The organism is Rhodococcus sp. 21391 (assembly GCF_016772255.1).
In the GTDB taxonomy this organism is placed as follows: Bacteria; Actinomycetota; Actinomycetes; order Mycobacteriales; family Mycobacteriaceae; genus Rhodococcus_F; species Rhodococcus_F opacus.
Genome location: NZ_CP063781.1, coordinates 5997488 through 6019041, shown reverse-complemented (window position 1 = coordinate 6019041; position 21554 = coordinate 5997488). Strand labels below are relative to the sequence as shown.

At 68.5% G+C, this 21554-nt stretch carries 22 protein-coding genes and 1 riboswitch; of the genes, 11 read left to right on the top strand and 11 right to left on the bottom strand.

The features are described from left to right. Positions 1-202: 202 nt before the first annotated feature. Positions 203-904 carry a YciI family protein gene (locus GO592_RS27775; RefSeq protein WP_007301482.1) on the top strand — a complete coding sequence of 234 codons (702 nt, stop codon included), beginning with the start codon at positions 203-205 and terminating at the stop codon, positions 902-904. Next, complete coding sequence (locus tag GO592_RS27770) at positions 904-2139, top strand: RNA polymerase sigma factor (protein ID WP_007301483.1); 1236 nt, start codon at positions 904-906, stop codon at positions 2137-2139. Before GO592_RS27775 ends, GO592_RS27770 begins: the two co-directional genes overlap by 1 nt. Here GO592_RS27770 and GO592_RS27765 read toward each other — a convergent pair. Genes GO592_RS27765 through GO592_RS27750 form a run of 4 tightly spaced genes read right to left on the bottom strand, consistent with a single transcriptional unit; the run spans position 2136 to position 6289 of the window. Then, positions 2136-3161 carry an agmatine deiminase family protein gene (locus tag GO592_RS27765; RefSeq protein ID WP_007301484.1) on the bottom strand — a complete coding sequence of 342 codons (1026 nt, stop codon included), beginning with the start codon at positions 3159-3161 and terminating at the stop codon, positions 2136-2138. The two genes, GO592_RS27770 and GO592_RS27765, sit on opposite strands and share 4 nt — an antisense overlap. After that, a complete protein-coding gene (locus GO592_RS27760; RefSeq protein WP_007301485.1) occupies positions 3158-4156 on the bottom strand; it encodes a nitrilase-related carbon-nitrogen hydrolase in 999 nt (332 codons plus the stop codon). The genes GO592_RS27765 and GO592_RS27760 overlap by 4 nt, the downstream gene beginning before the upstream one ends. Positions 4157-4158: 2 nt before the next feature. Continuing rightward, positions 4159-4779, bottom strand: a complete 621-nt coding sequence (locus GO592_RS27755) for a TetR/AcrR family transcriptional regulator (RefSeq protein ID WP_007301486.1) — start codon at positions 4777-4779, stop codon at positions 4159-4161. 28 nt (positions 4780-4807) lie between these two features. Next, positions 4808-6289, bottom strand: a complete 1482-nt coding sequence (locus tag GO592_RS27750) for a purine-cytosine permease family protein (protein WP_007301487.1) — start codon at positions 6287-6289, stop codon at positions 4808-4810. Positions 6290-6585: 296 nt separating this feature from the next. On the opposite strand from GO592_RS27750, the gene GO592_RS27745 reads away from it, so the two are divergent. The 4 genes from GO592_RS27745 to GO592_RS27735 all read left to right on the top strand — a co-directional run bounded on the left by GO592_RS27745 (position 6586) and on the right by GO592_RS27735 (position 10148). Next, entirely contained in the window at positions 6586-7833 is a 1248-nt protein-coding gene (locus GO592_RS27745) for an MCE family protein (RefSeq protein ID WP_007301488.1), read from the top strand. Positions 7834-7913: 80 nt separating this feature from the next. Beyond that, positions 7914-8028, top strand: a riboswitch (SAM riboswitch). A 51-nt stretch (positions 8029-8079) separates the two neighbouring features. Continuing rightward, positions 8080-9375 (top strand): aminotransferase class V-fold PLP-dependent enzyme, encoded by a 1296-nt coding sequence (locus GO592_RS27740; protein ID WP_039953097.1) that lies wholly within the window; start codon positions 8080-8082, stop codon positions 9373-9375. A 4-nt stretch (positions 9376-9379) separates the two neighbouring features. Further along, on the top strand, positions 9380-9472 hold the full coding sequence (locus GO592_RS46610; RefSeq protein ID WP_368680942.1) for a putative leader peptide: 93 nt from the start codon (positions 9380-9382) through the stop codon (positions 9470-9472). A gap of 49 nt (positions 9473-9521) precedes the next feature. Then, the gene (locus GO592_RS27735) at positions 9522-10148 is read left to right on the top strand and encodes a hypothetical protein (RefSeq protein WP_007301490.1); all 627 of its coding nucleotides are present in this window, start codon (positions 9522-9524) and stop codon (positions 10146-10148) included. A gap of 5 nt (positions 10149-10153) precedes the next feature. On the opposite strand, the gene GO592_RS27730 is transcribed toward GO592_RS27735, so the two are convergent. The 3 genes from GO592_RS27730 to GO592_RS27720 all read right to left on the bottom strand — a co-directional run bounded on the left by GO592_RS27730 (position 10154) and on the right by GO592_RS27720 (position 12427). Then, positions 10154-10663, bottom strand: coding sequence for a flavin reductase family protein (locus GO592_RS27730; protein WP_337460066.1), 510 nt, complete (start codon positions 10661-10663; stop codon positions 10154-10156). A 164-nt stretch (positions 10664-10827) separates the two neighbouring features. Continuing rightward, a complete protein-coding gene (locus GO592_RS27725; protein ID WP_007301491.1) occupies positions 10828-11301 on the bottom strand; it encodes a YbaK/EbsC family protein in 474 nt (157 codons plus the stop codon). Between the two features lie 34 nt (positions 11302-11335). After that, positions 11336-12427, bottom strand: coding sequence for a membrane protein (locus GO592_RS27720; protein WP_007301492.1), 1092 nt, complete (start codon positions 12425-12427; stop codon positions 11336-11338). Here GO592_RS27720 and GO592_RS27715 point away from each other — a divergent pair. Then, positions 12420-13130, top strand: a complete 711-nt coding sequence (locus GO592_RS27715; RefSeq protein WP_371737023.1) for a TetR/AcrR family transcriptional regulator — start codon at positions 12420-12422, stop codon at positions 13128-13130. The two genes, GO592_RS27720 and GO592_RS27715, sit on opposite strands and share 8 nt — an antisense overlap. Before the next feature lie 2 nt (positions 13131-13132). Here the strand turns inward: GO592_RS27715 and GO592_RS27710 are convergent, their stop codons facing one another. The 3 genes from GO592_RS27710 to GO592_RS44720 form a co-directional block, all read right to left on the bottom strand. Then, positions 13133-14200, bottom strand: coding sequence for an alpha/beta fold hydrolase (locus GO592_RS27710; protein ID WP_007301494.1), 1068 nt, complete (start codon positions 14198-14200; stop codon positions 13133-13135). 75 nt (positions 14201-14275) lie between these two features. Beyond that, a complete protein-coding gene (locus GO592_RS27705; RefSeq protein ID WP_237720659.1) occupies positions 14276-15196 on the bottom strand; it encodes a hypothetical protein in 921 nt (306 codons plus the stop codon). Then, on the bottom strand, positions 15139-15594 hold the full coding sequence (locus tag GO592_RS44720) for an NAD(P)-binding protein (protein WP_237720660.1): 456 nt from the start codon (positions 15592-15594) through the stop codon (positions 15139-15141). The genes GO592_RS27705 and GO592_RS44720 overlap by 58 nt, the downstream gene beginning before the upstream one ends. An 82-nt stretch (positions 15595-15676) precedes the next feature. Here GO592_RS44720 and GO592_RS27700 point away from each other — a divergent pair, with 82 nt between their 5' ends. Both GO592_RS27700 and GO592_RS27695 read left to right on the top strand, forming a co-directional pair. Next, positions 15677-16507: a crotonase/enoyl-CoA hydratase family protein gene (locus tag GO592_RS27700; RefSeq protein WP_007301495.1), complete on the top strand. Its 831-nt coding sequence runs from the start codon at positions 15677-15679 to the stop codon at positions 16505-16507. A gap of 72 nt (positions 16508-16579) precedes the next feature. Further along, the gene (locus GO592_RS27695; protein ID WP_157234355.1) at positions 16580-18277 is read left to right on the top strand and encodes an MDR family MFS transporter; all 1698 of its coding nucleotides are present in this window, start codon (positions 16580-16582) and stop codon (positions 18275-18277) included. A gap of 216 nt (positions 18278-18493) precedes the next feature. Here the strand turns inward: GO592_RS27695 and GO592_RS27690 are convergent, their stop codons facing one another. Next, positions 18494-18985: an inorganic diphosphatase gene (locus GO592_RS27690; protein ID WP_005244982.1), complete on the bottom strand. Its 492-nt coding sequence runs from the start codon at positions 18983-18985 to the stop codon at positions 18494-18496. A gap of 131 nt (positions 18986-19116) precedes the next feature. On the opposite strand from GO592_RS27690, the gene dacB reads away from it, so the two are divergent. Together dacB and GO592_RS27680 are read left to right on the top strand one after the other, a co-directional pair. Next, a complete protein-coding gene (gene dacB / locus GO592_RS27685) occupies positions 19117-20502 on the top strand; it encodes a D-alanyl-D-alanine carboxypeptidase/D-alanyl-D-alanine endopeptidase (protein ID WP_007301497.1) in 1386 nt (461 codons plus the stop codon). Then, positions 20502-21548: a zinc-dependent metalloprotease gene (locus tag GO592_RS27680; protein ID WP_005262128.1), complete on the top strand. Its 1047-nt coding sequence runs from the start codon at positions 20502-20504 to the stop codon at positions 21546-21548. The genes dacB and GO592_RS27680 overlap by 1 nt, the downstream gene beginning before the upstream one ends. Positions 21549-21554 lie beyond the last annotated feature (6 nt).

Below are 21554 nucleotides of genomic sequence, written 5' to 3'. Positions count from 1 at the left end.
TGAGGGTGGTGATGCGTACGGCTCGTTATCTCACGATCAAGTGGCCAGATGGTGAACAGTTGGTGGTCGGTAGGGCTTCGTCGTCCATTCTTCACCCGCAGGTGCCGGTTCTCTCGCCGCACGTGTCGAAGTTCGCCCCGCTACTTCGTCGTCTGGTCAGAAGGAGCACCCGAGTTCCTTCTTTTCGAGGAAGGATGACCTCATGTACTACCTGGCATTGCTGGCGGACGAGAAGAACGCCACCGAATGGGCACCGGACAGTCCGGAGTTCGCGGCGGCCGTTGCACGCCACGAGGCGTTCGCGGAGAGAGCGGGCTCCGCGATCGTCGGAGGTGGTGCCCTGTACCCGAGCGCGGAGGCGGCGACCATCCGGAACGAGGACGGCCGCGCGCTGATCACGGACGGTCCGTTCGCGGAGACCGCGGAGGTGGTCGGCGGTTTCTACGTTCTCGAGGGACCGGACTTGGACGAGGTGCTCAATGTCGCGCGGCACATTCCCGAGGCGATCATCGAGTTGTGGCCGATGTTCGAGTGGATGCCCGTGACCGATCAGAAAGGTTGCTGGATGGCGCTGCTGCGCGAACCGGTGGCGGCGGCGGTGGCGCCGGGCACACCCCAGTGGGACGAGGGAATGGCCGAGCACGAGAAGTTCGGTCGGCTCGCCGGGTCCGCGGTGCGTGGCGGAGGAGCCCTCTATCCGCCGGACTCCGCGACGACGATCCGCGTTCGGGACGGGGAACTTCTTCTCACCGACGGCCCCTTCGCCGAGACAGCCGAGGTCGCGAACGGCCTGTACGTGCTCGCAGCCGACGACCGGGAGAGTGCGATCGCGTTGTCGGCGAAGATTCCGGTGACGCCGAAGGGCTGCATCGAACTCCGGCAGATCGTCGACTACGCCGAGTAATGGACGGCGACACGCTGAGCCGCGTCTTCCGGGAGGAGTCCGGTCGGGCGCTGGCCACCGTGGCACGGATGGTCGGCGACCTGTCCCTCGCGGAAGACGCGGTGCAGGAGGCGTTCGCCGAGGCGATCCGCAGCTGGCCGGAGGCGGGCCTGCCGAAGAACCCTGGAGCCTGGATCACGACCGTCGCCCGCAACCGGGCACTGGACCGGCTGCGCCGGGAGTCGTTGCGCGGCGACAAGGAGCACGATGCGGCGCGGCTCGTTCCCCCTCCGGACGAGGAAGAGGTGTGGCCGGTGCGTGACGATCAGTTGCGGCTCATGTTCACGTGCTGCCATCCCGCGCTGTCCCCGGAGTCGCAGGTCGCATTGACTCTCCGCCTGGTGGCCGGGTTGAGGCCCGCGGAGATCGCCCGGTTGTTCCTCGCCCCGGAACCGACCGTGTCCCAACGGCTCAGCCGTGCGAAGTCGAAGATCCGGACGGCCGGTATCCCGTTCCTGGTCCCGCCCGACCATCTGCTGCCCGAGCGCACCCCGCAAGTGCTCGCCTGCATTTATCTGGTGTTCACCGAGGGCTATTCGGCGACGTCCGGCGACACCGCGATCCGGGACGAACTCTGCGAGGAGGCGCTGCGGCTCGGCCGGTTGCTGTGCGAGCTGATGCCGGACGAGGGTGAGGCGTGGGCGCTGATGGCGCTCATGCTGTTTCACGACAGCAGGCGCGCTCAGCGAACTGACGTCGTGGGTGATCTCATCCCCCTCGAGGAGCAGGACCGTCGGCGCTGGGACCGGGCGAAGATCGAGGAAGGTGTCGTGTGCCTGCGGGCCGCACGGCGCAGGGGAGGGGGTCCGTACGGCGCGCAGGCCACGATCGCGGCCGCCCACGCGACGGCGCCGAACTGGGCAGCCACCGATTGGAACGCCGTCGTCGCGGGATACGACGAACTCGGCACGTACGGTGGCTCGCCCGCTGTTCGTCTCAATCGTGCTGTCGCAGTGAGCTTCCGCGACGGCCCCGACGCCGGCCTCGCAGAGTTGGACGCGCTCGCCGGGGAGCCGAGGCTGGCGCGGACGCACACCGTGCACGCGACCCGCGCCGACCTGCTGCGCCGAGCGGGCAGGCCCGCGGAGGCGAGTGCGGAGTACCGCGCCGCGATCGGCCTGGCGGCGAACGAACCGACCCGGCGATTCCTGGCGAGGCGGCTCGCGGAAGTGGACCGCGAGAACAGTGCCCGCTAGATCCGCCCGCGAGGCTGGTGCTGGGTGATGCAGTGGATGCCGCCGCCCCGCGCGAAGATCTGCCGGGCATCGACCGTGACGACGCGGCGACCGGGGTAGACGCTCGACAGGATGTCGCGGGCGAGGGCATCGTGAGGGTCGTCGAAGCCACACGCGATGACGCCGCCGTTGACGACGAGATGATTGATGTAGCTGTAGTCGACCCAGCCCTCCTCGTCATGCAGGACCGTCGGGGCCGGTACCTCGACGATCCGCCACGGCGCACCGGAACGGTCACGGCTGTCGGACAGAACTTTCAGGATCTCGGCGGACACTTCGTGGTCGGGGTGGGATCGGTCGCGCTGGGAGTGCACGAGGGCCACCCCGGGTGCGGGCAGCGCCGCGACGATGTCGACGTGCCCCTTGGTGCCGAACTTCTCGGAATCTCGCGTGAGGCCGCGGGGGAGCCAGACGACGTGCTCGGCGCCGATCGTGCGCGCGAGTTCCGCCTCGACTCCCGCCGCGTCCAGGCCGGGGTTGCGCAGCGGGTCCAGTTGCACGGTCTCGGTGACGAGCACGGTTCCGCGACCGTCGACCTGGATCCCGCCGCCCTCGTTGACCATCGTCGACGGGACCGGCCGCGCACCGGACCACCGGGTGACGGCCGCGCCGATCGACCGGTCGCGATCCCAGGTCGCCCACTCCTGTTGTCCCCAGCCGTTGAACGTCCAGTCGACGGCACCGAGTCGGTCGTCCTCGTCGAGGACGAACGTGGGTCCGATGTCGCGCATCCAGGCGTCGTCGAGGGGAGCCTCGACCACATCGATGTCCGCGGACAGGTACTGCCGGGCGACGTCCCGATCCGCCGGATCGACGACCATGGTGACCGGTTCGAATTCGGCGATCGTGTGGGCGACTGCCGTCCACGCGGTTCGCGCCTCGTGCGCGTCGTCCGCGGTCGCGGTCATCGAGGCCCCGAGGGGCGGGAACGCCATCCACACCCGTTCCTGCGGTTCGGTCTCGCTCGGCATCCGCCAGGTCATGACCGGGTCTCCGAGGCCGATACCGTCGTCGGAAGTCCGTAGGGGTGCTCGTGGTCCACGGAATCCGTCAGCCGGGTGTAGGTGTCCGGTCTGCGGGTGGTCAGGAACGGGAAGAGATCGAGCCAGTCCTTCCGCTGATCGAGGTCGAGATCGGCCACCAGGACCGCTTCCTCGTCGCGGGGAGCCGACACGAGCACGCGGCCGTATGGGTCGGAGATGAACGAGGAACCGTAGAAGTCGATGCCGCCCTCGTTGCCGCAGCGGTTCGGGACCACCATGAATGTGCCATTGGTGATGCCGTTTCCGACGATCACGTGCTGCCAGATCGGCTGGGTGTCGAAGGACGGGGCGCTCGGCTCCGACCCGATCGCCGTGGGGTAGACGAGGATCTCGGCGCCGCCGAGCGAATACATCCGCGCGACTTCGGGGAACCACTCGTCCCAGCACGTCGGCAAACCGAGTGCGGCACCGCCCAGTTCGGCCGGGCGGTAGACGGGGTAGGCGTCGTCGGCGGGACCGCCGCGGAAGTAGGTGTCCTCGTAGTAGCCGGCGCTGACGGGGATGTGGAGCTTGCGGGTGCGGGAGAGCAATTCGCCGGACGGGGCGACGAGGATGGCGGTGTTGAAACCGAGACCGTCCGGGCCGTCGGCTCGTTCGTAGAGGGAAGCGTGGACGCAGACGCCGTGCCGGGCAGCGGCGGCGGCCGCGAAACTGTACGTGGGTCCGGTCGTGAGGTTCTCGGCGTCGCGGCCGGGGGTCCCGGTCCCGCGGGTGTCGGCGGGGTACTTCGACAACGTGAGTTCCGGCAGGAACACCACCTCGGCGCCGAGTGCGGCGGCCTCACCGATCGCGTCGGTCAATTCGGTGCGCAGTGCGTCCGCATCGGGACGCCAGCGGTGCTGCACCAGCCCGACCCGCAGCGGCGTGCGGGCGGATTCGGTGAAGCGCGCCGGTGAGGACGGTGCGGGCAGTGCGGTGATCGTGCGAATGGTCATCGTTATTCCTTCGGTCTGGATGTGACGGGAGTGTCGGGAGTGTGGGGGGCGGGCTCGGACATCACGACGTCGATCGCGCCGAGCAGATGGGAGCGGGCGTCCTCGGTGGAGATCTCCTTGCAGAGCCACCGCCCGGACAGGCCCTCGACGAGGGCGGTCATCGTGACCGCGGTGGCCTGGGGGTCGAGCGAGCGGGAGATCTCGCCGGTGACCTGCGCCTGCGTGATCGCGTCGGCGATCTCCGACACCCACGCCGCGGTGGTCCGTGCGAGGGGCTCCCGCAGCGCCTCCTCGTACACCGCGGAGGCGCGTAACTCGTTCCAGGCCAACGAGTTCTCCACGACCTCGGGGCGGTCCTGGATCTCGCCGAGGAGGGAGCGGGTGAGCCGGTCGCGAGCGGAGTCGCCGGATCCCTCACCCTCGCTGCGGTACGCGCGGGCACGGTCGTTGATGTAGTTCAGGGCGGCCTCGAGGAGGCCGATGCGATCCTTGAAGTGGTAGTACAGCAGTCCCGGCGACACGCCCGCGACCTCCGCGACATCGTTGACGCGAAGCCCGCGGATACCTCGTTGGGCAATGGCCGTCGCGCTGGCCTTCAGAATTGCATCGCGTCGCTCGCTCATCGGTGAATCTCCTTCGGTTCGTGCCGTCCTAGGACGTCGGCGCCTCGACCGGGGCCACGTGTTCGGGCCACAGTCGCAGCGCGACGAGGTAGCCGGCCACGGCGATGGCCGACGATCCGACAAGACTGACATCGACACCGTGCGCAATGTCGGCAAGGGGCCCGGAGTACAGCGACGTGTCGACGGCGAGGACGCCGAACACGGATCCGGCCGCCCACGGGATGACGGCGCGCAGATTCCAGCCGCCGGTGAACCAGTAGCGCCCGCCCTTGCGGCCCAGGTTGAAGACCTGGAGGTCGACCGCGTCGTACTGCCCTCGCCTCGCAACGAGGAAGCCGGCGACGTTGATGGCCACCCACGGCGCGGCGAAACCGTTGAGCACCAGGGTCATCGCGGTGATCGAATCGACGGCATCGACGACGAACACGCCGATGTAGAGCAGGGCAACAGCGAGCGCCGACGTGATCAGCGTGGTGTGGACTCGGCGCAACCGGGGGATCAGCGCTTCCAGATCGAGGCCGCTGGCGTAGACGTTGAGGACGCCCTGCCCGAGTCCTCCCGCGAGGGCGACGAGGACGATCGGCAGCACGTACCAACCGGGCGCCTCCGCTACCAGGTCGGCAACGTAGGAGTCGCTCAGCGTGGTGAAGGTCGACGCGGTGAACGATCCGAAAGCCGCGGTCAGGAACAGCCCGAAGAAGATGCCTGCCATGGTGGCCGCGACGATCGAACGGTCGCCGAACCGCACCCGGGAGATCCGCCTGCTGTAGTCGCCGAGCGTCGGGGCATACGACAGCGGCCCGCCGACCGAAAGGACCACGGCCAGAATCCAGGTGGGCCAGAATCCGCCGAGGAGATAGTCGCCGCTGCTCGCCCCGCCGACGAAGCGACCACCGAACGCGAACACACCGAGCAGGAGCAGCGCGGCGACGACGGGCAGCACGAACTTTTGGAGCGCGACCACCGTGCCGTGCCCGAACAGGGCGACGGCTACGATCTCGGCGGCGATGATGCCGTAGCCGAGGGCGAGCATGCCGTTGTCGACCGGTGTACCGAGTAGGCGGTGGGCGGCGGCGATCAGCGCGTCACCCGAGGTCCAGACCGCGATCGCGGCGTACGCGAGGGCGAAGAGCAATGTGAGCCCCGAGCCGATCATCCGTCCGCTCACCCCGAAGTGCGCACCACTCGACACGGTGTTGTTCGTGCCGGTGCGCGGGCCCAGGAGCGACAAGGGGGCGATGAGGAGCGTGCCGAGCCCGATGCCGACCGCGCTGGCCGCGATCGCGCTGCCGAACCCGAGTCCGAACGTGATGGGGAGCCAGCCGAACACGATCACCGAGAACGCCAGGTTGCCGCCGAAGAACACGGCGAGCATGTTGAGCGGTCGCGAATCGCGTTCCGATTCGGGGATGTATTCCACGCCGATCGTCTCGACGTGTCCGAAGCGGTCCTCCGGCGGGGAGGGGGCGGTGTCGTCGAGGGGCGTCGTCGGGTCGAGATTCGTGGACACTGCGGACCTCACATTCCGGGGCGGAGGTGACTGTCATCACGTCCTGGTGGGTACCGAAGATATTCCAAACTGAAAATTCAGTCAAGACCTGCAAGTGACGTGCGCCACCGAGGGTGGCTCGGAGTTTGCGCTGCTACGACGACCGGATTAGATATATATGTGACCGCTTGTCTCATGTATCCCTCTGTCATCGGAGTGTCTGTGTCTGCCGCCGCCATCAACAGTCGTTTCGCGAACCGGTGCCGGCTCGCCGCAGCGGGGACGGCGTTCGGGCGACGCGACATCGAGGGTGGACGGTGAGGTCGCCGCTCGTCCGGTGGCAGCTGATCGGCTTCGTTCTCGTGGCCCTCATGGGCCTCGTCTACGTGGGTGCCAACTACGTGCGCCTGGGCAATCTCCTCGGGTTCGGCGAATACACCGTGCACCTCGAATCGGAGACGTCGGGCGGCATCTTCACCAACGCGGAAGTCACGTACCGCGGCGTGCCGGTCGGCCGCGTCGGGGGCATGTCCCTGACCGCGGACGGCGTCGTCGTCGAACTGAGGATCGACACGAGCGCGCCCGGCATTCCCGCCTCCGCGAAAGCCGTCGTGGCCAACAGGTCGGCGATCGGCGAGCAGTACGTCGACCTTCAGCCCGCCACCGATCGCGGGCCGTACCTGACGGACGGATCCCGTATCGCCGCCGCCGACACGTCGACGCCGGTTCCCGTCGAAGAATTGCTCGCCAGCACACAGGGATTGACGGAATCCGTGCCGATCGACGCGCTCCACACCGTCGTGACGGAACTCGGCACGGCGTTCGACGGCAAGGGCGAAGACCTTCGGTCGCTCGCGGATTCGTTGTCCGGGCTGTCGGCGTCGGGCGCCGAATCGCTCGATCGGACAGTGGCTTTGGTGCGCGACGGCCGCACCGTCTTGGGAACGCAGTCCGAACAGTCGTCGGCGATCAAGGATTTCAGTGCCGGCCTGGACTCGCTCGCGGATCGGCTGCGCAGCAGCGACCCGGACGTCCGGCGGCTGATCGACAACGGAAATCCGGCGAGCGATCAACTAGGGCAACTCGTCTCGGAGGCCGGGCCGGGTGCCACGACGAACCTTGCCAACCTGTCCGCCACGGCGAAGGCGATCTCGGTGCAGGCCACCGCCCTGCAGACGCTGTTCGTGTATCTGCCCGGTGTGGCGGCCGCGTCTTCGACCATTGCGCCCGACGACGGAACCGTTCACCTGGGCCTGGTGGCAGAGACCAACAATCCGCCGTCGTGCACCGTCGGCTACGAGGGTACCCAGGCGATCCTCCAGGAGATGAAGCGGAACGACCCGAACTTCGACGACACGCAGCAGGACTTCCCGCAGAACACCGCCGCATCCTGCGAAGCTCCGCAGGGCAGTCTCACCGGTGTCCGGAGCGCGAACCGGATCGTGTTCGGAGACCCCGCCACCGTACAGCCGTGGGACTCCACCCCCAAGAAGGATCCGAACAAGTTGGACCTCAACCCGATTGCCAATCAGCTCGCCCCGCTCCTCGGGGTGACCCCCAACTGACGCGAGTTCTCGCCCCGGATCCCGGACGCTCCCGGATTTCGGGTTGACAACTGCGCGTCGATCCTGCAATCTTCGAAACAGGTCACGAGTACCAGCGTCAAGCCCCGGCTTGCTGGTCGGCAACCCTCCACCGCGGCGGGGTGCTCCGGGTGACGACCAGGCTGAGGTCCATACCGGACCCGGCAAGCGCGGACTCCGAGAGGGCACTGACCCTGCGACGAGTCCCTGACTACGAGGGATGTCGTGATGACTGCTGTATTGACCGCTGACGTGTGTGTTGCCCCCCTGGCCCAGGTTTCTGGCTCCGACCTGCGGGTTCCGCTCGTTCAAGGTGGGGACTGCGCCTACGTCAACTTCGACTACGCCGCCAGCGCGCCGGCGTTGGCGCAGGTGACCGATCGAATCGGGGCGCTGCTTCCGACGTACTCCAGCGTGCATCGCGGCGCCGGCTACGCGTCGCGGGTGTCGACCGAGTGCTACGAGAAGGCGCGCGACTCGGTGGCCCGGTTCGTCGGAGCGGGCGACGACCAGGTGGTGGTCTTCACCCGGAACACGACCGACTCGCTGAATCTGCTCGCCGGCTGCGTCCCCGGCAGCACCGTGGTCCTCGACATCGAGCACCACGCGAACCTGCTGCCGTGGAAGAACTCTCGCGTCGTGCGGGCGGCGGACACGCTGGACGAGACCGTCCGCCTGCTCGTCGCCGAACTGTGCTCCAAGCCCACCGCCCTGCTCGCGGTGACGGGAGCGTCCAACGTGACGGGCGAGGTGCTGCCGATCGCAGCCCTCGCCGAGGTGGCGCATCGTTGCGGCGCAAGGATTCTCGTCGACGCCGCTCAGCTCGCGCCGCACCGCCGCATCGACGTCGAGGAGTGGGGCGTCGACTACCTCGCCTTCTCCGGGCACAAGCTGTATGCACCCTTCGGCGCCGGCGTGCTGGTCGGCCGCCGGGACTGGCTGGACGCCGCCGAGCCCTACCTCGCAGGCGGCGGCGCGGTCCGGAACGTGACCGTCGAATCCACCCAGTGGGCGCCCGCCCCTGCCCGGCACGAGGCGGGAACCCCCAACGTGCTCGGCGCGGCGGCGCTCGCCGCCGCGTGCGATGCGCTGTCCGAGCTGGACTTCGGCACGGTGGCCGAACACGAGGCGGCGCTCACCCGCCGCCTCCTCGACGGCCTCGGCTCCGTCGACGGCCTGGAGTTCCTGCGGCTGTGGTCGGACGCCCCCGACACCGTGGGGATCGTGACGTTCACGATCGACGGGTTCGAACCCGGAGAGATCGCCGCCTACCTCTCCGCCGAACACGGAATCGGAGTTCGCGACGGGCGGTTCTGCGCCCATCCGCTGCTGGGACGCCTCGGCCGGCCCGACGGCGCCGTGCGGGTGAGTGTGGGTCTCGGAAGCTGCTCCGAGGACGTGGATCGGCTGGTCGACGCGGTGCGCACGCTGGTGGCGGGGCGCAGGAGCTGGACCTACGCCAAGGAGAGCGGCCAGTGGAATCCGGTGCCGGAGACGCGTTTTTCGCGAGACGCGCTAGTATGACCGCATGGCATCGCAGGCTGGGAGCACAATGATTGCTCACTGGTGCCGTCGGCATGTCGATCTGTGCCGAACCGCCTCGGGTATGTGTTCGAGCTGACCGTTCTTCCAGCTCCGTTTCATTCACACGTCATTCCCGAGGAACCCCTATGTCTCGAGACAATGCCTTCGTATCCCGTCCCCTTCGCGTCGCCGTCGAACTGACCGGCTCCGGCCACCACCCGGCGGCCGAGGGTGCCCCGGGCACGCGGCCGATCAACGGCGCGGACTACTGGGTGGACCTGACCGCCGACTCGACGGATCAGCTCGACCTCACGTCGTTCCCGCCGAACGTCGTCCGGATCCGGGCGTCCGATCTGCGTGAGGCGCAGCAGGAACGCGCGCGGATCCGCGCCGAACTCGTCGCCGACGGTCGCGACCCCGACAGCGTCACCGTCCTGGTGGACCTCGAGGTCCTCATCGCCGGAGAGGCCCGCGCCGCGCGCAAGGAGCTGGCCCTCCTCGACAGCGCACTGGATGCACCGCGTGCTCCGGTGTCGTTGCAGTACATCGGAACTCCGGTCGGCCTCGCCGGGCTCATCGCCGACATCCAGGCGGCCGGCGTCGCCGACGGTGTGACCGTGCTGCCGCTGTCGCTGCCCAGGGTTCTGGCGCAGCTCGTCGACGGCACGCTCCCGTGGCTGGAGGAGCGAGGTCTCGTCACCTCCGCCGCCGCCGTCGACGAAGCACTGCGTCGTTTCGACCTCCCCCTCCGCGAGCGGGTACTGGCATCGTGACCAGGTCAGTTGCCGTTGTTCGCTGAACCGAGCGGAGTGGGCCGGTAGTACCGGCCCTCGTGGTACAGCAGGGGAGCCGAGGCGGAATCGTCGTCTGCCTCGGCATGGACGCGGGTGACGAGGCCGATGACGAGCGTGTGATCGCCGACGGGAATCAGCTGGTCCACGATGACCCGCAACCAGCTGGGAGTTCCGTGGAGGACCGGTTCGCCGGTGTCGAGTCGCGCCCAGAGCGACTCGTCGGCGAACCGCTGGTCGGCGCTTCGGGAGAATCGCTGAGCTAGGTGCTGCTGGTGTTCCCCGAGCAGGTGGATCACCAGCGAATCCGCGGAATGAAGTGCATCGATGCTGGACGACGTGTTCGCGATGTTGAACGACACTAACGGCGGGTCCAGTGAGACCGAGGAGAACGAGGACGCCGTGAAGCCGACCGGGCCGGACCCCGAATCGAGGGTCACGATGGTGACGCCCGCCGGGTGACGACGCAGGGCTGCGCGGTAATCCTCGGCGCAGATTCCGGGGGCGAGTCGATGGTCGCGGGGGAGGTCCGAACCATCGACGGTTTCGGCGTTCTCGGCTCTGTCGGACAAATCATTCTCCGGGTCGGCCCGTGCGGGCACTGTGTCATTCTCGTTCACGAGATCTGACGTCAACTATAGGGGCGTGAACAGCCCGGGATTCAGTCGACGTCGATCGCCAGGCCCGCGGTGATCCGCACCAACTCCGAGAACGACGTGCGGAAGACCGTGTCCGGGTGCCCGGCGGCCGCCCACAGTTCCGCGTACCGCGACAGGGCGTTGTCGACATACGTCGGAAGGTTCGTGGGATGTCCGAGCGGCGCGATACCCCCGATCGGCTGGCCGGTGGCGATCCGAACCATGTCGAGGGGCGCCCGGGTCAGATTTCCCTGCAGTCGTTTGCCCGTGTTCGCCAGATCCACCTCGTGCGCCCCCGACACGAGGAGCAGGATCGGGTCGTCGTCCAGGAGGAACACCAGCGACTTGGTGATGGCCCCGATATCGACCCCCAGAGACTCCGCCGCCTCGGCCGCGGAGTGGGTGGAGTCGGGCTGGGTCACGATCACCCCATGGTGCCCTCGCGCGATCAGCGTCTCGGCGACATGCGCGGCGTGGGGGTGCAGGGGCGTCGGCATGAACCAAGAGTAGGTCCATTCCCCCGGTACGACATCAAGAAGCGTCGTCCGACACGACATCGGAACGGGGCGTAGTCGATTCCGGCTTCCGGAGGCGCCGGGCGGTGAACCCGAACAGCAGTCCGAGCCCGACCGCCGAGTAGAGCGCGAGGGCGAGCGCGGGCTGTCCCAGCCCCACGTCGTCGAAGTACACGATGCTGCGAATTCCCTCGGTGCCGGCGCCCGGGGTGATCCAGCGTCCGATGGCCGCGTAGAAGGCGGGGATGACGTTCGAACCGAACGCCCCGCCGGCGCTGGGATTGCCCAGAATGACGAAGACGGCGATCGCGAGGGGGACGGCGAGGATGCCGACCGAGGCGCGCAACCCCAGCGTGAACACGGCGGTGCCGAAGACGACGCCTGTTCCGAGTAGCCACAGCGGGAACCAGTGTCCTGCGAACGTGCCGAGCACGTGAGTGGTGATCAGGGCGCCGAGGGCGCCGGACAGCACGGCGTACCCGAACAGGACAGCCGTGTGCGCGGACGCCTGACGCAAGGTCCGCGGGGCGCCGATGAACAGGCCGATCGCCGCCGCGAGCAGGTATCCGCCGACCACCCAGCCGACCGCCAGATAGAAGCCGGAGAGTCCACGGTTGTCGTGCGCGCCGACCGGAATTTCGTCGCGGACCGTGAACTGGCGACCCTGACTGTTCTCCACCTGGGTGAAGACCGATTCGAGCGCGCTGGAGATGGAGCTGCCGCCCGCGCTCGCGGTGATCAGGGTGTCGGGGCCGACGGGGTTCATGACGAACGCGCCCTGGATCTCGCGGTCGTGGAGGAGCCGCCGGGCTTCCGCGGTGTCCGAGACGACACGGGCGCGCAGCGGCCTGCCGTCGATCGCGTCGAGCCGGTCGGCGACCTGCTGGTCCGTGCCTGCGGGCAGTCCCTCCGCTGCGACGACACCGATCTCGATGTCGCGGGGCGTGGGCTGATGGAACGCGGCCACGTAGCTGAGGATGAAGCCGAGTTGGAGGAGCAGAACGCCGAAGACCAGCGCGACCATCACCTTGGGCGCGCCGTACTTCGACACCGGACTGTCGTGGTGCACGGGAGCCGGGGTGGGGGATTCGCTGTCGGTCATGGTCATCGGACGTCCTCGATCCTTGTCGATACCGTGGGTATTGAATACCCTAGGTATCGTGACTGAAGATCGTCAACGGGACAGTCGTCACACCGAATGGGCGCCCACGACGCGTCCCGGTCGTGATGTTGTGCGTCAGCGCCTCCTCGACGCGGCGGCGGAGGAATTCGCGGAACGGGGCTTCAGCGCGGCCCGGCTAGCCGAGGTGGCCCGCCGGGCGGGGTTCACCAAGGGGGCGGTCTATTCGAACTTCGACTCGAAGCAGGACCTGTTCGCCGAACTCTTCGCGGCGCGCTCACTCGAACTGGCGGGACGGGTCCTCGCCGAGATCGCCGGCATGAACCCCTCGGACGCCGCGGGCAAAGGGGGCGAGGCCGTCGCGTCGTGGATGGTCCGCGAACCGGGCTGGTCACTGCTGGTGCTCGAATTCGGTGTGCTCGCCGCACGCGACCCGCAGATCGCCCAGGCCTACCTGCGGGAGCGGCGGCAATTGCGCGGAAGGCTCGTCGAATTGATCGGCGAGCGCGCGCGGGAGTGGGGGGTCGACGACACGTTCGACGTCCGCACCACGGCCATCTCGCTGATGGCCCTCATCTCCGGCCTCGTGCTCGAACACTCCGTCGACCCCGAGGAAGTGGATCAGTCGACGATGGGCGCCGCGGTCACCGCGCTGTTCGCGGGCGCCGTCGCCAGGGCCGGACTGACCTGATCTCAGGCGGTCCGCGCGACGACCCCGTCGAGGAAGCCGTCGATGTGGGCCCACGTGGAGTCCTTGGCCTTCGGGCCCGCGACGAGCCCGAGGTGGCTGCCCGGCGCGGACTCGAACCGCACCGACGGAGAACCGGTGAGCACGTCCGTCGCCGCCCGGACCGACAGGATCGGCGCGATGACGTCCTCGGTGCCACCGATCGCGAGAACCGGCACCGCGAGATCGGCCAGCGCGATCGCGCCGTTCCGGGTCTGGAAACTCCCCGCGGCGAGCGCGTTCCCGAGGATCAGCTCGGTGCAGACCTGGCGGAAGAACCGCGCGGGATAACCCGGCATGTCGGCCATGAACCGGTCTATGGACTCCATGCGTGCCAGGGTCTCGGTGTCGTGCAGGTTCCTGGCGATGAACCACGGCTTGGTGAGCTCGCGCTGAAGTGCCGTGAAACGGTAGCTCGCCTGGACCAGCGGCGCGGGCAGTCCGCCCATCGCCCGCGTCGCGGTGGTGAGGGGGCGGTCGCCGGTGAACCGGCCGACCATCCGCAGCGGCGCGATCATGGTCACCGACTCGTAGTCGATCGGCGTGCCGATCGCCGTCACCGAACCGATCGGCAGATAGTTCCGGCCCGCGGCCGTGAGCAGCGACATCGTTCCCCCGAGGCTCCAGCCGATCAGGTCGACGGGTGCACCGTCGTGGAGTCGGGACACGCGGTCGACCGCCGCCGGGATGAAGTCGTCGATCCAGTCCTCGAACCCCAGGCCGCGGTCGGAGTAACCCATCGTGCCGTAGTCGACGAGATACGCCGCCTTGCCCGAACCGACGAGGTGCGCGGCCAGGCTCTGGCCCGGCCGGAGGTCGAAGCAGTGTGCGGGCGCCGCGAGCGGGGGCACGAGGAGGACGGGTCGGCCGCCGTCGGTCTCGGTGCTGTCGAACCGGTACAGGTCCTGATGGGGCGCCTCGTGGATGCGCGTCGACGGGGTTCGCTGGACCGGTGCGATTCCGCCGCCGAAGGACAGTCGCCAGGCGTTGCGGGTCAGCGCGTTCAGCGTCGGGTTCCAGGCGATGTCGAGCACGGATTTCCTCTCGTGGCGGCGCAGATCCTCCAGGTATCTGTGACGTCAACATACAGGTAATCTCGCGGTCGTCCGTCAGCGGGACGCAAGCAGAACCCGCAACACCGTCGCCGGCCGGAGCAGCGTCCCCGGACGGTCGAGAAGATGCGTCACCCGGAGGAACGCGGACCCCACGGCCGGGTCGACGGACGCCGCCCGATCGAGCCGGGACGTGTACGCATTGACCAACCGCACCCGCGCCGACCGCCGACCGGGTACCGCCGGGATCCGGAGGTCGTTGTCGACGGTGAGCGTCCACGCGGCATCGATACACCGGTTCGCCCCGCGGAGGAACCGGTGAGCGAGATGCGCGCGCCCCGACCGCAGGCAGTCCCGCAGGATCGTCGCCTCCACCGCGGCGACGCTCATGCCCTGGCCGTAGATCGGGTTGAACGAGCAGATGGCGTCCGCGAACGGCAGATAATTCGACGGCAGATCGTCCGCGGAATAGTGCCGCCGGACGGTCGTCGGGATCCGGTAACGCACCCCGTCGTCCACCGGCTCGGCCGTGCGCAGTGCCTCGTACATGTCCGGGGCGGGGAACGACTTCACGAAGTCGAGGAAGCCGTCCGGATCCAGCGGCGGCACATCGTCCCCGTACCCGGCGAGAGTGACGATCCAGGTGCCGTTCTCCTGCACGCCCATGAAACCGCTGCGCGGACTGGACGGTCCCGGCGCCATCCCGATGCCGGAATCCCCGTCCAGATGCGGCGGGTCGAGCCGGAAGTGCCTCGTCGCGTAGCTGACGTCCACGGCCAGCTGCGACTCGGCCGGCGGCGCGAAACCCAGCTCGCCGAGCCGGGCGACAGTCTGCGAACTGCGGCCGGACGAGTCCACGACGAGATCGGTCCCGACGACCTCCGGCGGGACGCCGCCGCGGTGCTGCACGGTCACGGCGGTCACCCGCCCGCCGTCGACGGTGAGACCCGTGACGTCGGAACGGTCCAGTATTCGCACATTCGGCAGCGCCTCAACCCGCCTGCGCATCTGCCACTCGACGAGCGGTCTGCTCGCGAGAATGCCGGGGACCCACTGATCTCGCGGGCCATCCGGTGTCCGTCGACGATCCACCGGATGTCGCCCAGCGCGTCGCCCGCGGTGGCGCCGAGGGCCAGGAGCTCGGACACGAACCCCGGGAGGAGGTCCTCCATTGCGGCCTGCCCGCCGGCGAGAAGGGCGTGCACGTGCCGGGCCTGCGGCACGCACCTGCGCGCGGTCGCCGTGTCGGGCAGGATGTCGCGGTCGAGGACGACGACGCTCCGGAACGTTCCGGCGAGAGCCGCCGCGGCAAGTAGTCCCCCCATTCCGGCGCCGACGACTACGGCGTCGCCGGCCGGGATCGTCCGGTGCGTCATGGCGGCTGTCCGTTCACAAGACGGTGCAGAGACCTCCAGGGTATTTCGCGTGACGTCGAAGAGCGGTGGTTACTCTTGAGTAATGACCGAACAGAAGACCTGGAATGCGTTCACCGTCGAGCGCAGGGATCACGTCGCGCAGGTGACGCTCATCGGACCCGGAAAGGGCAACGCGATGGGCCCGGATTTCTGGAGCGAGCTCCCCGAGATCTTCGGTGAACTCGACACCGATCCGGACGTGCGGGCCGTGGTGATCGCCGGCTCCGGCAAGAACTTCTCCTTCGGTCTCGACCTGCCCGCCATGAGCGGCAGCTTCGGTTCCGTCCTCGCCGACAAGGCGCAGGCCGGCCCGCGTACCGCGTTCCACGACATGATCAAGCGGATGCAGTCCGGCATCAACGCGGTCGCCGACTGCCGCAAACCGGTGGTCGCGGCCATCCAGGGCTGGTGCATCGGCGGTGGCGTCGACCTGATCTCCGCGTGCGACATCCGGTACGCCAGCACCGACGCGAAGTTCAGCATCCGTGAGGTCAAGGTCGCGATCGTCGCCGACATGGGCAGCTTCGCCAGACTGCCCGCCATCATCGGCGACGGTCATCTGCGGGAACTCGCGCTCACCGGCAAGGACATCGACTCCGGGCGCGCCGAGAAGATCGGTCTCGTCAACGGCGTCTTCGCGGACGCCGACGCCGTCCTCGTCGCCGCGCACGAGACCGCGGCCGAGATCGCGGCGAACCCGCCGCTCGTCGTCCACGGCATCAAGGACGTCCTCGACCACTCCCGCGCGGCCGCCGTCGACGACAGCCTGCGCTACGTCGCCGCATGGAACGCCGCGTTCCTGCCGTCGCAGGACCTGACCGAGGCGATCACTGCCGTCTTCGAGAAGCGCGCCCCTGAATTCACGGGCGAATAGTCGGTCGCAGAGCCTTATCCGCAGGTAAAGCTCAGTCCATCAGTTGCCCGAAACCTCGCTGCGCTCGCATACTTGCCGACTACAAGTAAACGACGGCGCAGCGAGGAAACAGTGTCGAATTCGGTCGAAACGCCGGTGGCTTACACCCACCGGCAGATCCTGGCTGTACTCAGTGGGTTGATGCTCGGCATGTTCCTCGCCGCGCTCGACCAGACGATCGTGGCGACGGCGATCCGCACCATCGCCGACGACCTCGACGGATACTCGCTGCAGGCGTGGGCAACCACCGCATACCTCGTCACCGCCACCCTGGCGACGCCGCTCTACGGCAAACTGTCCGACATCTACGGCCGCAAGCCGTTCTTCATGTTCGCGATCACGGTGTTCGTGATCGGCTCGGTCCTGTGCACGTTCTCGACGTCGATGTACATGCTCGCGGCCTTCCGTGCGGTCCAGGGACTCGGCGCCGGTGGTCTGTTCTCGTTGGCGCTCACCATCATCGGCGACATCGTCTCCCCGCGTGAACGGGCCAAGTACCAGGGCTACTTCCTGGCCGTGTTCGGCACGTCCAGCGTCCTCGGGCCGGTCCTCGGCGGAGTGTTCGCCGGACAGGACGAGCTCCTCGGAATCGACGGCTGGCGTTGGGTTTTCCTCGTCAACGTGCCGGTGGGACTCGTCGCGCTCACGGTCGTCTCCCGGGTGCTGCACCTGCCGCGACGACCGAGCGGAAGCCGGCGGATCGACTGGTGGGGTGCGATCGCCCTCGCGGTCGGCGTGGTGCCGTTGCTCGTCGTCGCCGAACAGGGGCACAGCTGGGGATGGGGAAGTTCGAAGTCGTTGGCGTGTTACGTGATCGGCGTCATCGGCGTGCTCGCCTTCGTGGCGGTGGAACTGGCGATGAAGGATGACGCACTCATCCCGATGCGCTTCTTCCGCAACAGCACTTTCGCGCTCGGCGTCGTGATCAGCCTCGTCGTGGGCGCCGTCATGTTCGGCGGCATCACCCTGCTACCCCAGTACCTGCAGGTGGTGAAGGGCTCGAGCCCCACCCTCGCCGGGTTCCAGATCCTGCCGATGGTCCTCGGACTCATGGCCGGCTCGGTGGTCAGCGGTCAGATGATCTCGCGGACCGGACGGTACCGATACTTCCCGATCCTGGGTACCGCCCTGATCGCAGTCGGCGCGTACCTGCTGCACACGCTGGCCGCCGACACCCCGATGCCCGTCGTGATGGTGTTCATGCTGATCCTCGGACTCGGTCTCGGAAACCTGATGCAGCCCCTCACCCTCGCCATTCAGAACGCGCTGCCCCCACAGGACATGGGAGTGTCGACCGGAGCGGCCACGTTCTTCCGGCAGATCGGCGGCACCGCCGGCGTCGCGATCTTCCTGTCGATCCTCTTCTCCCGCCTCACCCCGGCCATCGGCGAGCGGGTGACGGCCGCCGCAGGCACATCCGACTTCCGTCGAGCCGTGGTCGCCGCCGCGCAGAGCAACGACCCCGCCGAGGCCGGCATGGGCCAGGGAATGCTCAGCCCCGACCACGCCGGCGTCAGCGGAGTCCTCACGGACAGTTCGGTGATCGGGAAACTCGACGATGTGCTGGCCCTGCCCTTCCGCGAAGGATTCGCCGACGCCATCGGATCGGTCTTCCTCAGCGTGTCGATGCTCGCCGTCGTCGCCTTCGTCCTCACCGTGCTGTGGAAGGAAGTACCGCTCCGCAGCGAGTCCGGACTCCAGGCCGCAGCGCGGGGAGAAGCGGAGGAGTGAGACGACAACGGCGCCCACCCCCGCGGGGGATGGACGCCGTTACCGTGAACGTCGAGAGGTTCAGTGCCAGACGATTCGCCGCCGGCTCAGTGCCAGACGATTCGCCGCCGGCTCAGTGCCAGACGATTCGCCGCCGGCTCAGTGCCAGACGATTCGCCGCCGGCTCAGTGCCAGACGATTCGCCGCCGGCTCAGTGCCAGACGATTCGCCGCCGGCTCAGTGCCCGCCGTTGTCCTTCAGACGCTTGAGCGAAGCCTCGACCTCGGCCTTCGCCTCGGCGAGCCCGACCCAGTCGGCTGCCTCGACGTGCTTGCCCGGCTCGAGGTCCTTGTAGTGGACGAAGAAGTGCTTGATGGCGTCCAGCTCGAACTGCGGGACGTCGCCGATGTCCTGGATGTGGTCCCACCGCGGGTCGCCGGCCGGCACACACAGCACCTTGTCGTCGCCGCCGGCCTCGTCGACCATCTTGAACATGCCGACGGGACGTGCCTCGACGATGACGCCGGGGAACACGGACTCGGGGAGCAGGACCAGCGCGTCCAGCGGATCGCCGTCCTCGCCGAGGGTGTTCTCGATGAAGCCGTAGTCGGCCGGGTAGCCGAACGCGGTGTAGAGGTAGCGGTCCAGCTTCACGCGACCGGTCACGTGGTCGACCTCGTACTTGTTTCGCTGACCCTTGGGGATCTCGATGGTGACGTCGAACTCCACGCCGATTCCTCGCTGTCGTGTCGATGATGATTCGGGGAGAGGATATCGGGTCGAGGATAAGGTTGGTTGTCTGACCACCCACGAATCACAGTGAAGACGGAGGCGCGTTGCCGGGCCAGGGAAAGAAGAAGATGGGCTCGTTGGCGGGACGCCACCGTCGGAACATGCGAATTCTGTTCGCGTCGGTCGTCGTCGTGGTGCTCGCGATGGCGGCTGTTCTGGTGGTCGCGGTGACCGCGCACAACGCGTCGGCGGGCCGCGGTGAACTGACGATTGCGCCTGAACCTGCACCGATCACGGCGGCCCCGCAGGTCACGCCGGTGCCGGACGACGCGCCGATGCCGACGGCGCAGGGGATCGCCGCCGCGGTCGGTCCGGCCGCCGCGAACCCCGACCTCGGCAAGTTCAGCGGAACGGTCGCCGACGCGGTCACCGGTCAGGTCCTGTGGAGCGTCAACCCGCAGACCCCGATGACCCCGGCGTCGACCACCAAGGTCCTCACCGCGGGATCCGCGCTGCTGGCGCTGCCGTCCGACCGTCGGGTGACGACGAAGGTGGTGCAGGGCGCGACTCCCGGCGAGATCGTCCTCGTCGCCGGTGGTGATCCCACTCTCACCGCGAAGCCGGTCGGGGAGAACGGCTACTACCCGGGTGCGGCGCACATCTCGCAGCTGGTCGATCAGGTCCGGAACGCGGGCATCCAGGTGACGAGCATCGTGGTCGACACCAGCATCTACTCGGGCGACACCATGGCGCAGGGATGGTTCCCGACGGACGTCGGCGCCGGATTCATCACCCCCACCGAACCGATCATGCTCGACGGTGGACGGGCCGACCCGCTCGTGGACGAGTCGCCGCGCAGTTCGACACCCGCGCTCGACGCCGGGCGGACGCTCGCCGGTGCGCTCGGCATCGCCCCGTCGGCGGTCACGTCGGGGGTCGCGGCGCCCGGTGCGGCTACCGTGGCGAGTGTGCAGTCGGCGCCGCTGCGCGACCGGTTGCGGCAGATGATGGAACACTCGGACAATGTGCTTGCCGAAGCGATCGGGCGGGAGGTTGCCATGAATGCCGGCGCGGAAGCATCGTTCGAGGGCGCCGTCGCGACCATCGGCCAGACGCTGACCGCGGCAGGATTCGATCTGTCGGGGTTCACCCTGCACGACGCGAGCGGGTTGTCCGTCGACGACCGCATCGCGCCGCACACGCTCGACCAGGTCCTCACGGCGGCCGCGGGCGACGGCAATCCCGCCCTGCGGCCCATGCTCGACTACCTGCCGGTGGCCGGTGCGACGGGCAGCCTGTCGGACCGCTACGCGTCGGGGAACCGCACGGGTGCCGGTTGGGTGCGGGCGAAGACCGGCACTCTGTCCACGGCCAGCGCGCTCGCCGGCTACGTGGTGGACCAGAACGGGCGGGTGCTGACGTTCGCGCTGATGTCGAACGACCGCCCTCCGGAGGTCAGCCGTCCCGCACTCGACGCACTTGCGGCTGCGCTCCGCACGTGCGGGTGCCAGTGATGGCCGCCGAGGGAAATGCCTTCAGTGGTGCCGTCGACTGGAAGCTCGCAGCCAGGACGGGGGTGAAACTCGCGCGCAGCGGACCGGTGACGTCGCGGTACACGGCCGAAACCGTGGTCGCGGAACTGGCCGACGCGTCGATGCGCGCGGAACTGCCCGTCCGGGAAGTCACCGGTCTCGCCGACGGACTTCCGGTGCCGACCGCCCAGATCCTCGACCGGGCCGGGTGGATCCACGCTGCCGCGCATTCGATGTCGCAACTCACCGGCGGCGACGCCGCTCCCGGCATGCTGGTCGGCAAACCGGCGGGCCTTCAGGCCGGGGCGATGCTCGCGTACCTGTCGTCGGCGATCCTCGGCCAGTACGACCCGTTCACCGGCGACAACGGAACCCTGCTGCTGGTGGCTCCCAACGTGGTGTCGGTCGAGCGGACGTTGCGGGTGCGGCCCAGCGACTTCCGGCTCTGGGTGTGCCTCCACGAGGTGACGCACCGGGTGCAGTTCTCGTCCTCACCGTGGCTCACCGGGTACATGCAGGCGTCGGTGGAGACGCTCGGATCCGCCGAGGACGAGTCGGTCACCGACATGGTCGGCCGGTTGTCCTCCGCGCTGCGCGCCCGTGGGCGCACGGAGCCGGACGAGTCGGGCGCACCGGGAGGCATCGTCGGGCTGCTGCGCGCCACCCAGGCGGAGCCGCAGCGTGAGGCCCTCGACCGTCTGCTGGTACTCGGCACCCTCCTCGAGGGACATGCGGACCACGTGATGGACGCCGTCGGCCCCGCAGTCGTGCCGTCGGTGGCAGCGATCCGGGCGGCGTTCGATCAGCGTCGCCGACGCAAGAGCAACCCGGTGCAGCGTCTCATCCGGGCGCTGCTCGGAATGGACGCCAAGATGGCGCAATACGTGCGCGGCAAGGCGTTCGTCGACGCCGTCGTGGACAAGGTCGGGATGGACCGGTTCAACGTCGTGTGGACCGGCCCCGACACGTTGCCCCGGCTCGCGGAGATCGACGCGCCGGACGCCTGGGTGTCCCGGGTACTGGGCTGATTCGAG